The organism is Streptomyces sp. NPDC091209, assembly GCF_044757755.1.
Taxonomy (GTDB): Bacteria; Actinomycetota; Actinomycetes; order Streptomycetales; family Streptomycetaceae; genus Streptomyces.
This window is the reverse complement of sequence record NZ_JBIVVR010000009.1, coordinates 57,881-72,264: the sequence shown is the minus strand read 5'-3', so window position 1 is coordinate 72,264 and position 14,384 is coordinate 57,881. Positions and strand designations below refer to the sequence as shown.

The following is a 14,384-nucleotide window of genomic DNA, read 5'->3' as shown; positions in this document are numbered from 1 at the left end:
GCAGGGCGTACGCGGGCGGGCGGTGGGGTGTCTGATGTGATGGAGGGCGCCGTCATCACCGCCCGGAGGACCCGATCCTGAACAGCCCGCTCGTCCAAGCCGTCACCGGCACGTCCGGAGCCCTGCTCGCCGGGGCGCTCTCCCCCGGTCCCGGCAGTCCCCTCGCCGGACCCCTCTCCGCCGGGCCCGGCACGCAGGTCGCCGTCCCGCTCGCCGCGGCTCTCGGCGGTCCGTTCGCCGAGTCGCTGTCCGTCGTCCTGCTCGCGGCCGTCCTCGTCTGCGCGGTGGTGCGGCCGTTCGGCTGGCCCGAGGCGGTGGTCGCCGTGCCCGCCGCGGGTCTTGTCCTGGCCACCGGGGCGATCTCCTGGGACCACGTCCGCGCGGAGGCCGCACACCTGGGTCCGGTGATCGGCTTCCTGGCGGCGGTCCTCGTCCTGGCCAAGTTCTGCGACGACGAAGGGCTCTTCCAGGCGTGCGGCGCGTGGATGGCCCGCTGGGCGGCGGGACAGCCCGGCCGTCTGCTCACCGCGGTCTTCGCGCTCGCCTCGGCGATCACGGCGGTGCTCAGCCTGGACGCCACCATCGTGCTGCTCACCCCCGTCGTGTTCGCCACGGCCGCGCGGATGGGGGCCCGCCCGAAGCCGCACGTGTACGCGTGCACCCATCTGTCGAACACCGCCTCACTGCTCCTTCCGGTGTCCAACCTGACGAACCTGCTCGCGTTCACCGCCAGCGGTCTGAGCTTCACCCGGTTCGCCGCGCTGATGGTGCTGCCCTGGCTGGTCGCGATCGGTGCCGAGTACCTGGTCTTCCGTCGCTTCTTCGTCCGTGACCTGGCGGCGGGCGCGCTCCCCCGGCGGGCGGAGGAGCCGCCGGAACTGCCGCTGTTCGCGCTGATCACCGTGGGCTGCACCCTGGCCGGTTTCGTCCTCGCCTCGGCGGTCGGCGTCGACCCGGCCTGGTCCGCCGCGGCGGGGGCGCTCGTCCTGGCCACCCGCGCCCTCGTCCGTCGCCGCACCACCCCGCTCACGGTGGTGCGCGCCGCCGCGCCGTCCTTCCTGGCCTTCGTCCTCGCGCTCGGCATCGTCGTCCGCGCGGTGGTCGACAACGGGCTCGCCGACGCCCTCGACCACCTCCTCCCGGAAGGCGGCTCGCTGTCGGCGCTGCTCGGCATCGCCGCCATCGCCGCCGTGCTGGCCAACCTGATCAACAACCTGCCCGCGGTCCTCGTCCTGCTGCCGCTGGCCGCCGACTCGGGCGCGGGCGCGGTCCTTGCCGTGCTGCTCGGCGTCAACATCGGGCCCAACCTGACGTACGCGGGTTCCCTGGCGACGCTGCTGTGGCGACGTATCGTGCATCAGCACGAACACGGCGTCGATCTCAAGGAGTTCACCCGGCTGGGCCTGATCGCCGTGCCCGCGGCACTGGTCCCCGCCGTACTGGCGCTGTGGTTCTCGCTCCACGTCATCGGAGGCTGATGGGCATGCGGGTGGTCGTCTGGCTGGTCGAGGGAACATGGCCCGCGTGCGTGGACGCCGTACGGACGCACGCTCCCGGTGCGACGGACGTGGTGCTGCTGCATGTCGCGGACCCGGGGGTGCCCGGTCTCGCGCACGGCGCCTTCGCGGGGCTTCTCGGCCGCGGACGTTCCGAGCCCGATCCGGGCGACCTCCTGGAGACCCTCGGTACGACCTCTGCCGCCGAGCTCCTCGACGCGGCGGCCGAGCGGCTCGGGGGCCCGGCGACGCGGCTGGAGCGCGCCGGCAGGGTCGAGCGGGAGGTGGTCGCCGCGGCGGAGGGGGCCGGTCTGCTGGTGCTGGCCCGTGACGGCGACCGCAGCCGGCTCGGCCCGCACAGTCTCGGACCGGCCGGTCGCTTCGTCGTCGACCACGCGCCGTGCCCGGTGCTGCTCGTCTGGCCCGAACCGGCACCGGACGTCACGACGTTGCCGCCCCCTCCCCCGCATCCGCCGCGCCCCTAGGACCGGCCCGCGCCCCGGCCCGCGAAACAAAGGCCGGAGAATGCCCTTGTCCGGGACGGCACTTGACGTAGTCGGGCATGCACGATTTGATCCTCGCGTGCCGTGGTGCGACCCGGCACGCAGAGGTACGCCCAGCCGGTAACGGACCAGGTTCAAGTCCGGCCAAAGTCGCCAGGACCGCTCGCAGCGTCCGAGGCGGGGACGTACTCGCGATTGATGGAGCGGACATGCCCCCCGTCAAACGTGTTCTCCGCGCGGGAGTTCTGGGCACAGCCACGGCCCTGGCCGGCCTTCTGACGCTCGCGGGCTGCGATGCGGGCAAGGACACGAGCGCCTCGCCGAAGAGCCCGAGGACACCGTCCAAGGCCCCGGTCACGCCACCGAAGCCCTCCGGGACAACGGCCGAACCCTCGGCGCCCGTCGGGGCGGAGTCCACCTCGCCGCAACCGACGCCCCGGCCCGACCCGACACCGGCCGCCGTGAAACTCCCCCCGCTGCACGCGGGTTTCGACTACCAGATCGGCGGCGCCTACCCTCCGGCCGCGGGGGTGCGCATCGTCAGCCGCGACCGCTCGTCGTCCCCGGCGCGCGGCGTGTACAACATCTGCTACGTCAACGCCTTCCAGGCCCAGCCGGAGGAACGCGGGCAGTGGCCCGCGGACCTGCTGCTGCGGGACGCGGACGGCAAGGTCGTCGTCGACCAGGACTGGAACGAGGCGCTGCTCGACATCCGGACGCCCGCCAAGCGCCGGCGGGTGGCGGCGCGCGTCGACCGGTGGATCGACGAGTGCGCCACCAAGGGATTCGACGCGATCGAGCCGGACAACTACGACAGCTACACCCGCTCCCGGAAGCTGCTGAGCGCGGACGACGCCACCGCGTTCATCACTCTGCTGTCGCAACACGCGCACGCCCGGCATCTGGCCATCGGGCAGAAGAACACCGTCGAACTGGCGGGGCTCAGGGCGCGGACCGGGCTCGACTTCGCGGTGGCGGAGGAGTGCGGCGAGTACGACGAGTGCGGCGCGTACGCGAAGGCGTTCCACGACCGGGTGGTCGTCATCGAGTACACCGACAGCGGTCTGCGCAAGGCCCGGTCGGCCTTCGGCGACCGGCTGAGCATCGTGCGCCGGGACGTCATGGTCTCGACCCCCGGCAGCGCGGACTACGTCCGCAAGACCCGCTGACGGGGGCCGGGATGACACGCGCGATCGCGCGGCGCCGGGTGCTCCTGGGCGCGGCAGCGGCCGGGGCCGTCGCCGGCTGCGGCGGACCCTCGGACGGCGTCGGCGCCGACGGCAGGGTGACCGTCGAACTGTGGCACGGCCAGAACGACACGGCCAGGAAGGTCGTGGAGGCGATGGTCGCCGACTTCAACCGCACCCATCCGCGCATCCGCGTGGACGCTTCGGGCGGCGGGGTGCTGGCCGACGCGATGCTCCAGAAGGTGACGGCCGCGCTCGCCGCCGGCTCGTACCCCGACATCGCGTACATCTTCGGCTCGGACCTGGCGAGCGTCGCGCGCAGCCCCCGGGTCGTCGACCTGACGTCCGCGCTGCACCAGGGCACCCCGCCGTGGAACTCCTTCTGGGCGCCCGTACGGGACGCGGTCACCGTCAACGGCAAGGTGCGCGCCGCCCCGGCGGTGCTCGACTCGCTGGCCGTCGTCTACAACAAGAAGCTGTTCCGGCAGGCCGGGGTCCCCTACCCGAAGCCGGGCTGGAGCTGGGACGAGTTCGTCGACACCGCCCGGAGACTGACCGACCCCGGGCGCGGGGTGTTCGGCACGGGCTGGCCGGGCACGGGCGACGAGGACACCGTCTGGCGGCTGTGGCCGATGATCTGGGACCTCGGCGGCGAGGTGGTCTCCGCCGACGGCAAGGGCATCGGCTTCGCCGAACAGGGCACCCGGGCCCTTGGGACCCTTGCCCGGCTGGCCCACGACAAGAGCGTGTACGTCGACCCCAAACCCGGCAGCGAGCAGATGTACCAGGTCTTCCTGGGCGGCCGGATGGCGATGGTGGCCACCGGGCCCTGGGAGCTGCCGGACATCATCACTGCGAAGATCGACTACGACGTCGTCCCGCTGCCGACGTACAACGGCAGGCCGATCACCATCTCCGGACCGGACACCTGGACCGTGTTCGACAACGGTTCCGCCCGTTCCCGGGCCGCCGTCGAGTTCGTGAGCTGGATGATCCAGCCGGCCCAGGACGCGCGCTGGGGCATCTCGGAGGGCAGCCTCCCGCTCAGCTCGGCCACCGCACGGCGGCCGGAGTGGCGCGAGCACTCCGCGGCGACCACGGGGCTCGACGTGTTCACCGAGACGCTGACCTCCGCCCGGGTCCGGCCCGTGCACGCGGCCTACCCGCAGATCTCCCAGGCTCTCGGCGAGGCGATCGTCTCGGTCCTGCTCGGCAAGGACTCCCCCGCCCACGCCATCCGCCGGTGCGCCGGCACGGCCGACGCGGCCCTGCTCATCCCCCGGTGACCTCGACTTCAGACGTTCCCAGCTGACATCCAGCTGAAGGAGGCCGTCATGTCCACCCTTCCCCGCGCCCTCACGCTCGCACCCGGCGCCGCGCCGGCCCCGGCCGCCGCGCGGCGCGCCGCCCGCCGCCGTACCCGTCGCGAGACGGCCACCGCCTGGGCGTTCATCAGCCCGGCGGTCGTCGTGATCCTCGGTCTGAGCATCGTGCCCGTCGTGTGGTCGCTGCTCCTCTCCTTCCGCGCCGACGACCTGGTCACCCCTGGCCGCTGGGTCGGCCTCGACAACTACCGGGCGCTGTTCCAGGACCCCAACTTCCATACGGCCGTGGGCAATACGCTGCTGTACACCGCCCTGTACGTGCCGCTCAGCCTGGTCGGCGGGCTGGCGCTCGCCCTGGCGCTGAACCGCCGCATCCGGTTCATCGGCCTCTACCGCACGCTCGTCTTCGTTCCGTTCGTGGTGTCGGCGACCGCGCAGGGCGTGCTGTTCTCGTTCATCCTCGACCCGGAGTTCGGCGTCGCGAACTCCCTGCTGCACAAGATCGGGCTCTCCCCGCAGGGCTTTCTGACCGACCCGGACCAGGCGATCTATCTGCTGGTGCTGATCTCGCTGTGGAGCGGTGTCGGCTTCTGTGTCGTCGTGTATCTGGCCGCGCTCCAGGACGTCCCGCCCGAACTCGTGGAAGCCGCGCGGATCGACGGGGCGGGCCGCCGGCGGGTGCTGCGCCACATCATCCTGCCGACGCTCACCCCGGTCACCGTGTTCCTGCTGCTGTGGCAACTGATCACGGCGCTCCAGGTGTTCGACCTCATCTACGTGACGACGAAGGGCGGGCCGCTCGGATCGACCGGCGTGGTCGTCTACTTCGTCTGGCAGCAGGCGTTCCAGATGTTCACCGCGGGATACGGGGCCGCGGCGGCGTACGTCCTCGCCCTCGCCCTGCTGGTGGCGGGCGGGGCGCTGCACCTCGTACGGCGCCACCGGGAACGTATCGAAGGAGCGGTCCGATGACTTCACCCGCGACCTCCCGCAGGCCGAGCGGCTGGCATCTGCTGCTGGCGCCGCTGACCCTGTGCTTCGCGCTGCCACTGGTGTGGCTGGCGCTCAGTTCGGTGATGTCCAACGCGGAGATCAACCGGTTCCCGCCCGCGCTGTGGCCCAAGGGGATCGACCTGGGCGGCTACCGGTATGTGCTCGGGAACGCGATGTTCCCCCGCTGGTTCGCCAATTCACTGATCGTCGCGGGCGTGGCCGTCCTGTCGAATCTGCTGCTGGGCGCGCTCGGCGGCTACGCCTTCGCGCGGATGCGGTTCGCCGGATCGCGGGCGCTGCTCGCTCTGATGCTGGCGACGATGGTGATCCCCTTCCAGCTCACGATGATCCCGACCTTCCTGGTGATGAAGGAAATGGGTCTTATCGACACGCTCGGGGCGCTGATCCTGCCGTCGCTCGTCACCCCGTTCGCGGTGTTCCTGTTCCGGCAGTTCTTCCTCGCGCTGCCCAGGGAGATGGAGGAGGCGGCCTGGATCGACGGGTGTTCGCGGCTTCGGGTGCTGTTCTCGATCGTGCTGCCGCTGGCCAGGCCGGCGCTGGCCACGGTCGCGGTGCTGACGTTCCTGAGCACCTGGAACGACCTGTCCTGGCCACTCATCGCGATCAACCACGACACCCAGTACACGCTGCAACTCGGTCTGACGACGTTCCAGGGACAGCACCACACGCAGTGGTCGGCGGTGATGGCGGGCAATGTGATCACCGTGCTGCCCGTCCTGGTCGCGTTCCTGCTCGCGCAGAAGACCTTTGTCCAGTCGCTCACTTCGAGCGGCCTGAAGGGCTAGGCACCATGACATCCTTCGATCTCCTGGTCGCCGGCGACGCCAATCCGGATGTCGTGGTCGGCCCGCTGCACGGTCCCCTGCGGTTCGGGCAGCGCGAACAGCTCGTCGAGCACGCCGGGTTGGTGCTGGGCGGCTCGGCGGCGATCATGGCGTGCGGGGCCGCGCGGCTCGGGCTGCGGGTCGCGTTCGCGGGCCGGGTGGGTGACGATCCCGCGGGTTCCTTCGTGCGCGAGGCGCTCGCCCGGCGGGGCGTCGACGTCGGCTTCCTGGTCACCGACCCGGTCCTGCCCACACCGCTCACGACGGTCGTGACGGCCGGCGACGGGGACCGGGCCATCCTCACCGCGCCGGGCTGTCTCACGGCGACCGGTCCCGAGGACGTACCGCGGGAGCTGATCGCGGCCTCCCGGCATGTGCACGCGGCCTCGTTCTTTCTGATGCCCCGTCTGGCACGGTCACTGGCCTCGGTGTTCGGCCTGGCACGCGAGACCGGGGCGACGACCTCGCTCGACACCAATGACGACCCCGCGGGACGCTGGGACCACGAACTCCTCGACCCGGTGCTGAAGTTCACCGACTTCCTGCTGCCCAACGCGGCGGAGGCGTCCGCGCTGTCCGGGGAGCCCGAACTCGTCGCGGCCGCCGCCTTCCTGGCCGGCCGGGGACCGACGGTCGTCGTCAAGGACGGCGCGAACGGCGCCCTCGCCTGCGTGGGCACCGAGCTGTCGCGCGTGCCCGCCCTGCCCGTCGACCCCGTGGACACCGTCGGCGCGGGCGACAGCTTCGACGCCGGATTCGTCGCCGCGACCCTGCGCGGACTCGACCTGCGCTCGGCGCTCACGGTGGCCGCCGCCTGCGGTTCGCTGTCCACCCGGGCGCACGGCGGTACGGCGGCACAGGCCACCTGGGACGAGGCCCGCGCCGCGGCCCGCGCGGACGGCCCGGGCATCCCTCCCGGCGCGAGCACCCCGAACACCGCCGAAGACACGGGCACTTCGGACATCTCCCGCACCCGCGACACCAGGAGCCGTACATGAACGACGTCACCCCCGCGAAGATCGCCTTCATCGGAGCCGGGAGTGTGGTGTTCACCCAGGGACTGCTGGCCGATCTGTTCACGTTCCCCGAACTCGCGCACGCCCGGATCGCGTTGCACGACATCGACCCGGAACGGCTGGCCACGGCGGAGGGCGCCGCCCGGTACATCGCCGGTGTCCGCGGCGCCAAGCCCACGATCACCGCGCATCTCGACCGTCGCGCGGCCCTGGCGGACGCCGACTTCGTCATCAACATCATCCAGGTCGGCATGGACGGGGCGACCCGCACCGACTTCGGCATCCCCGCCCGCTACGGGCTGCGCCAGACCATCGGTGACACACTCGGCATCGGCGGCATCTTCCGCGCCCTGCGCACCTTCCCGGTGCTCCGCGCACTCGCCTCCGACATGGCGGAACTCTGCCCGGACGCCCTGCTGTTGAACTACACCAACCCCATGGCGATGAACGTCCTGTATCTGAGCCGCATCGCCCCGGCCCTGCGCGTCACCGGCCTGTGCCACTCCGTGTACTGGACGATGCACGACCTCGCCCAGCTCGTCGGCGTGCCCTTCGAGGAGGTCACCCATCTGGCCGCCGGGGTCAACCATCAGGCGTGGGTGCTGCGTTTCGAGCGCGCGGGCCAGGACCTCTACCCGCTCCTGGACGAGGCGATCGCCAAGGACCCGGGACTGATGCGCCGGGTCCGCGTGGACATGTACCGTCGCCTCGGCCACTACCCCACCGAGACGAGCGAGCACTCCTCGGAGTACGTGCCGTGGTACCTCCACCACGACAGCGAGATCGAGCGGCTCAGGCTGCCGGTGGGCGCCTATCTGGAGATCATCGAGGAGAACGCGGCGAGCTACCGGCGCACCCGCGAGGCCCTCGCCTCCGGGGCGCCCCTCCCCGTCGAAGGCACCCTGGAGTACGCCCCGCAGATCATCCACAGCACGCTGACCGGTACCCCGCGCACGATCTACGGCAATGTGCCCAACCGCGGCCTGATCGACAACCTCCCGGCCGACTGTGTCGTCGAAGTCCCGTGCCTGACCGACGCGTTGGGGGTGCAGCCGACCCGCGTCGGCGCGCTGCCGCCGCAGTGCGCGGCCCTGAACAGCGCGTACGTCGCCGTCAACGACCTGGTGGTGCGCGCCGCGACCGATCACGAGCCGCGGCACATCCGGCACGCCGCGATGGCCGACCCCGCGACGGCCGCGGCCCTCCCCGTCGAGCGCATCTGGGACCTGTGCGACGACCTCGTACGGGCCCACGGCGACCTCCTCCAGCCCGAGCTGAGGTCGCTGCTGGGCCACTGAGCCCGCGGCGCTCGGCCCGAGGGAGCGGCCGGGGCACCGGTCCGGCGGGCCCGCGACTCCCCGGCCCGGGCAGCGGATGCCGGGGGCGGAACCGCGCCCTCGGCATCGAGCGCGGCGACCGTCCGTCCATGCCGCGCCCCCCCCTTCGCAGGGGGCGCACCCGGGCAGCGGCAGCCATCCGGCCAGCCCGCGAATGCCCGGCCGGCACGAGCTGCGGCAGCAGTCCGGCCGAGCCACGGATCCCCGGCACGGGCAACCGTGACCGTCCGACCGAGCCACGAACCCGGGCACCCGGACAACAACAGGCGGGCGCCCCGCCGAACCACGAACCCCCGGACACACGGGCAACGCCCGCCGTCCGGCCGAACCACGACCCTCGGCACCCGGCACCCGGCACCCGGCACCCGGCACCCGGGCGACAACAGGCGGGCGCCCCGCCGAGCCACGAACCCCGGCACGGGCGGAAGCGCCCGGTGCCGGGCCGGACCCGTCCCCCTCCCCTCCCCCGGCCTCTCCCCTCGCACCCGGGTCCCTGATCCCGGGTCCCAAGCTCCTGGTCCCGGGTGCCACGGACCGGGTCCGTTCATCGTCACCCTCAGGGGGTGAGGCCGGAGGGGGCCGGCTGTCGCAGGCTCGGTGGTGACTGGCTGCGGTCGCGGCCCGTGCAACGGAGGTTCTGCCATGGCAACCACCCAGCATCACACCCACTCCAAGACCGCCCTGACGGCGGCCGGCGGCTTGATGATCTTCGCCTCGGTGATGCTGTTCGTCTCCGGCGTCCTGGACATCCTGCGGGGCGTCATGGCGATCGCCAAGGACGATGTCTTCGTCACCAGCCAGAACTACGTCTTCAAGTTCGACCTGACGAGCTGGGGCTGGATCCACCTGTCGCTCGGCGCGATCGCCGTGGTCGTGAGCCTGGGTCTGTTCACGGCGGCCACCTGGGCACGCGTGGTCGGCGTGGGCATCGCGGCCCTGCTGATCATCGCCAACTTCCTCGACATCCCGTACTACCCCGTCTGGTCGCTGACGCTGATCGCCCTGTACGGGTTCGTCATCTGGGCGCTCTGCGTCGCGCGGCCGGACACGGACACCGACTGACCGGGTCGGAGGGCAACGAACGGCACGGGTCCGCTGCTCACAGAAGGTGCAGGTCGCGGGCCCGCCGTACGGCCTCTCCCCGGCGGGTCGCGGCGAGCTTGCGGTAGACGCTCTTGAGGTGGGTCTTGACCGTGTTGACCGACAGATGCAGGTCGGCGGCGATCTCGTCCCTCGACATCATCTGCGACAGACGTTCCAGCACCTCCTGTTCGCGCTCGCTGAGCGGTTCGATCACCAGCGCGTGATCCGGCCGCGGGGCGGGCTCGGTGCCCCGGACCGCGGCCATCGCCGGGAGCCACTCATGGCCCTGGGCCAGTACGGGCCGACGTCGTACGAACGACCGCAGCCAGGGTCCGGCCTCCACGAACGGCAGTCGCAGATGTTCCGGCCTGGCCAGGTGCAGGGCGCGTGCCACCAGCCGCTGTGCGGTGGAGTCGTCGCCCAGCGCGTCCGCGGTCTGCGCCCGTACCAGCAGCACCCGGACCGCGATGCCCGGCCCTTCGTCCAGCTCGGTGGGGATGTCGTCGAGCAGGGCGCGTGCCGTCTCTCCGTCACCGGTCGCGAGCCGGGCACGGGCGGCGACCGCCGTGGCCTCCGGCCCGCTGGTGCCCTCCTCCGCGAGCACGTCCAACGCGGCGAGCGGATCGCCCAGGGCCAGATGCGCGGTGGACATGGCCAGCGCGGCCCGACCGCTGACCCACGGCGAGGGCTCGACACCCTGCGGGGGCCGCCGCAGCTCCTGCAGCACGCGCAGCGCCTCCTTCGGATGCCCCTTGGCCAGCAGAATCCGGGAGCGCAGGAGACCGAGGCCGGCCGTCGCGACGGGATCGCGCGAGGCCGTGGTGGAGGCGGTCGCCTGGTCCAGGTGCGTCTGCGCCACGGGCAGATCGTCACGGTCGACGGCGACCGCGGCCAGGACGAGCTGGGCGACCCCAGTCCGGGCTGCGGGCGGCAGACCGGAGCGCTCCGCCTCGGCCACCGCCGCCCGAGCGTGCGACTCCGAGCGGCCCGGCCGGCCGCACAGGAAGTCGATCAGGGCGAGCCGGCTGAGCGATTCGTGCCGGGGGTACGCGGTGGACGGTCCGTCATCCACCCGCGCGGCGGCGGACAGCGAGGTCCGGGCCTCGTCGAACCGCCCCGCCCACAGCTGCGCCGAGCCCAGGTCCGTGAGCATCAGAGCCGGCAGCTCCGGGTGCTGTTCCAGCCGCTCGGCCGGGAGGAGCAGCTCCGCCGCCTTCATGTCCTCGGCCGCCGCCTCCGCCCGCTCGGCCGAGCCCGTCAGCCGGGCGGTGAACACCCTCAGCAGCGCGTGGCTCAGCCGCAGAGCCGCCGTGTCGGCGCCCTCGTCGGTCAGGTTCTCCCCGGCCCGCCGCAGGAATTCGAGGGCCCGGTCGACGTCGTGGCGGACGAGCTCACGGGCGGCGCGCACCAGGCACGCGGCCGGACCGGCGGCATCCGGCGGCATGGCGGCGAACAATCCGTCGAGGCGCTCGGCGTCGAGTCCCGTCAGCAGTTGGCCGATGGCCAGCTCGTCGATGAAGCGGCCCGCCGCGAGCTCCCATTCGCCCGCTCCCGCCGCGTGCGGCAGTGCCTCCGCGAGCAGTCCCGCGTCGCTGAGCCAGCGGGCGGCCCGCCGGTGCAGCTCGGGTTCCACACCCGGTTGGCGTACGCGCAGATGGACCCGCAGGATCTCCGCGAACAAGGGGTGCAGCCGGTACCACGAGTGGCCGATGGCCTCGACGAACGCGTTGGCGTGCTGCAGCCCGGCCAGGATGGCTTCCGCGTCGTCCCGGCCGGTCAGGGCGTTGGCCAGATCCGGGTGTATCTGTTCGAGGATGCTCGACCGCAGCAGCAGGTCCTGGGTCTCGTCCGACTGCGCCTCCAGCACCTCGGCCAGCAGGAAGTCGGCGAGCGTGCTCTGACCCGCCTCGAAGTTCTTGATGAAGGTGTCCGGATCGTCCACGTGCTGCGCCGCGAGGATGCACAGCCGCAGCCCGGCCGCCCAGCCTCCGGTCCACTCCGTCAGCGACCGCGCGCCGTCGTCCGACAGCCGGATGTCGTGGCGGCTCAGCAGGGCGGCCGTCTCGCCGGGGACGAACGCCAGGTCGGCGCCCCTGACCTCGGCGACGGCTCCGGCGGCGCGATAGCGGTGCAGCGGGAGCTGCGGCTCCGTACGGCTGACGATCACCAGGCGCAGACCGCCGCCCGCGTGCCGCAGGACGAACTGGAGCTCGTCCGCGAGCTCGGCCGAGGCTCCCACCCGGTCGAACTCGTCGAGCACCAGGATCACCGGATCCGCGCGCTCGCTCAGCCAGGCGGCGAGCCGGGTCAGCAGGGAGTGGTCGACGTCGCCGGGGCTGGAGGGACTGCCGACGTCGTCCGGGACCGCCGCTCCGTGCCGCCGCAGGGATTCCAGGACGTACGTCCAGAAGATGCCGGGTCCGGTGTCCTCGTGCTCCACGGTCAGCCAGGCCACCTCACCCGGACGGTCCATCGTGGAGATCCAGTGGGCGACCAGGAGCGTCTTTCCCGCGCCCGCGGGCCCGTTCACCAGCGTCAGCGGGCCCTGAACGCCCTCGTTCAGACGTCCGACCAGACGCGGCCTGCGGACGAAGGTCTCCGTCAGGTCCGGGACGGTGAACCGGACGGCGAGCAGGGGGTCACCACCTGGGGTCAGCAGCCCGGCCATGGGGTTCTGCCTCCGCGATCTCTCGGCTGCGGCGACGCGTTCGATCCGATGTGGTCCGGGTCCACAGCTCCCTCCCCGGCGTAACCCCCGCACACTGATCGTCACCCGCTGTACCGAAAGTCGCAAGGCAGGCTCCGGTCGCCCGCGCCGGGTGAGGCGGGGGACGCGTTCTTCGGGTCTCATGGGAGCGGAGCAGGGGCGGACGCCGCTGTTCGGCGCACCAGCGTCGCGGGCCGACTCGATGAGGTGGTTACCGGTGAAGCACTGGCGCGCCCTGATGGTGCTCGGCACGGCCCAGTTCCTGATGGTCCTGGACACCTCCGTCATGAACGTGTCCATCAGCCAGCTCGTCGAGGACTTCGACACCGAGGTCACCGCCATCCAGGCCGTCATCACGCTCTACGCGCTGGTCATGGCGGCCTTCATGGCCACCGGCGGGCGGCTCGGCGACATCCTCGGACGCCGTCGCATGTTCATCATCGGACTGATGGTCTACGGCCTCGGGTCGGCCCTGACCGCGGTCGCTCCCACTGTCTGGGTTCTCACGCTCGGCTGGTCGGTCATCGAGGGGCTCGGCGCCGCCATGGTGCTGCCGGCCATGGCGGCCCTCGTGGCGGAGGCCTACACGGGACGGGACCGGGCCGTCGCCTACGGCGTGATCGGCGGGCTGGCCGGCGCGGGCATCGCGGTCGGACCGCTGCTGGGCGGCTGGGTGACGACGTACCTCACCTGGCGTCTGGTCTTCGCGGGGGAGGTCGTGGTCGTCATCGCGATGCTCCTGTGCCGCCGGGCGATCGCCGAATCGCCCAGGCCCGACCCACGCCCCCGGCTGGACGGCGTGGGCTCCGCCCTGTCCGCGGCCGGACTGGGCCTGGGCGTGCTCGGTGTCCTGCAGAGCAGTTCCTGGGGCTGGGTGCAGCCCCGCAACCCGCCTTTCACGATCTTCGGGTTCGCTCCCACGCTGTTCGTCGTGGCCGCCGGGGTGCTCGTCCTGGCCGTCTTCGCCAAGTGGGAGCGCCGGAGGGAGGAACACGGCACCGACCCCCTGATCCATCTGTCCCTGCTGCACAAACTGCCCCTGCGCTCCGGTCTGCTGACGCTGCTCAGCCAGAACCTCATCCTGCTGGGGCTGTTCTTCGCCATCCCGCTGTATCTCCAGGTGGTGCAGGGCTTCGACGCGTTCCAGACGGGACTGCGGCTGCTCCCGGTGTCCGTCACCATGCTGGTGGCCTCCGTACTGGCGTCCAGGCTGGGACGGGTGATGGGGCCGCGCCGGGTGGTCAGGCTGGCTCTGCTGACCCTGCTCGGAGCCATCGCGTGGCTGCTGGCCAGCATCAAGCCGGTCATCGACGACGCCCAGTTCGCCGGGGCCATGGCCCTGCTGGGCGTCGGCATGGGCCTGCTCGCCTCGCAGCTGGGCAACGTGGTGCAGTCCAGCGTCGGCGAGGAGGAGCGCAGCGAGGTCGGCGGGCTCCAGTTCACCGCCCAGAATCTGGGCTCCGCGCTCGGGACCGCGCTCATCGGATCGATCCTCATCGGCGCCCTGGCCCAGGCCTTCACCACCCAGGTGGCGAAGAATCCGGACGTGTCTCAGGAGGCACGCCAGCAGACCAGCGTCGCGCTCGAAGCGGGCATCAGTTTCGTGCCGACCGACGAGGTGCGTTCGGCGGCCGAACAGGCCGGGCTGCCGCCGGCCGAGGTCGCCGCCGTCACGGACTCCTACGCGACGGCCCAGCTGAACGGTCTGAAGGCGGCGATCCTCGCGGCCGGCGGCATCACGCTCGCCAGTTTCCTGGTCACGACGCATCTGCCGACCGGCACGGGCCGGAAGAAGTCTCCCGACCCGGGCGCCCCGGCAGGCTCCCTCGAACAGGCGTGAACGCCGGAGGCGGCGCCCCGGACCCAGGTTCACCTTCTGCGGGTGAGGGCGG

General features: G+C 72.1%; 11 protein-coding genes. 10 read left to right on the top strand and 1 reads right to left on the bottom strand.

Features of this window, described 5'->3' with window-relative positions:
• The first annotated feature begins 245 nt into the window (after positions 1-245).
• From ACIQRL_RS25885 to ACIQRL_RS25845, 9 genes are all read left to right on the top strand, one after another.
• Positions 246-1,478: an arsenic transporter gene (locus ACIQRL_RS25885; protein WP_401336430.1), complete on the top strand. Its 1,233-nt coding sequence runs from the start codon at positions 246-248 to the stop codon at positions 1,476-1,478.
• Between the two features lie 5 nt (positions 1,479-1,483).
• Positions 1,484-1,981: a universal stress protein gene (locus tag ACIQRL_RS25880; protein WP_401335704.1), complete on the top strand. Its 498-nt coding sequence runs from the start codon at positions 1,484-1,486 to the stop codon at positions 1,979-1,981.
• Positions 1,982-2,208: 227 nt separating this feature from the next.
• Entirely contained in the window at positions 2,209-3,168 is a 960-nt protein-coding gene (locus ACIQRL_RS25875; protein ID WP_401335701.1) for an endo alpha-1,4 polygalactosaminidase, read from the top strand.
• Positions 3,169-3,179: 11 nt separating this feature from the next.
• The gene (locus ACIQRL_RS25870; protein WP_401335699.1) at positions 3,180-4,472 is read left to right on the top strand and encodes an ABC transporter substrate-binding protein; all 1,293 of its coding nucleotides are present in this window, start codon (positions 3,180-3,182) and stop codon (positions 4,470-4,472) included.
• 48 nt (positions 4,473-4,520) lie between these two features.
• Positions 4,521-5,483: a carbohydrate ABC transporter permease gene (locus ACIQRL_RS25865; protein WP_401335696.1), complete on the top strand. Its 963-nt coding sequence runs from the start codon at positions 4,521-4,523 to the stop codon at positions 5,481-5,483.
• Positions 5,480-6,310 (top strand): carbohydrate ABC transporter permease, encoded by an 831-nt coding sequence (locus ACIQRL_RS25860; RefSeq protein ID WP_401335694.1) that lies wholly within the window; start codon positions 5,480-5,482, stop codon positions 6,308-6,310. Before ACIQRL_RS25865 ends, ACIQRL_RS25860 begins: the two co-directional genes overlap by 4 nt.
• A gap of 5 nt (positions 6,311-6,315) precedes the next feature.
• Positions 6,316-7,347 carry a carbohydrate kinase family protein gene (locus tag ACIQRL_RS25855; protein WP_401335691.1) on the top strand — a complete coding sequence of 344 codons (1,032 nt, stop codon included), beginning with the start codon at positions 6,316-6,318 and terminating at the stop codon, positions 7,345-7,347.
• Positions 7,344-8,663 (top strand): alpha-glucosidase/alpha-galactosidase, encoded by a 1,320-nt coding sequence (locus tag ACIQRL_RS25850; RefSeq protein ID WP_401335688.1) that lies wholly within the window; start codon positions 7,344-7,346, stop codon positions 8,661-8,663. The genes ACIQRL_RS25855 and ACIQRL_RS25850 overlap by 4 nt, the downstream gene beginning before the upstream one ends.
• A 681-nt stretch (positions 8,664-9,344) precedes the next feature.
• Complete coding sequence (locus ACIQRL_RS25845; RefSeq protein ID WP_401335686.1) at positions 9,345-9,764, top strand: hypothetical protein; 420 nt, start codon at positions 9,345-9,347, stop codon at positions 9,762-9,764.
• 37 nt (positions 9,765-9,801) lie between these two features.
• On the opposite strand, the gene ACIQRL_RS25840 is transcribed toward ACIQRL_RS25845, so the two are convergent.
• The gene (locus ACIQRL_RS25840) at positions 9,802-12,453 is read right to left on the bottom strand and encodes a LuxR C-terminal-related transcriptional regulator (protein WP_401335684.1); all 2,652 of its coding nucleotides are present in this window, start codon (positions 12,451-12,453) and stop codon (positions 9,802-9,804) included.
• 256 nt (positions 12,454-12,709) lie between these two features.
• Here ACIQRL_RS25840 and ACIQRL_RS25835 point away from each other — a divergent pair, with 256 nt between their 5' ends.
• Entirely contained in the window at positions 12,710-14,332 is a 1,623-nt protein-coding gene (locus ACIQRL_RS25835) for an MFS transporter (RefSeq protein ID WP_401335681.1), read from the top strand.
• Positions 14,333-14,384 lie beyond the last annotated feature (52 nt).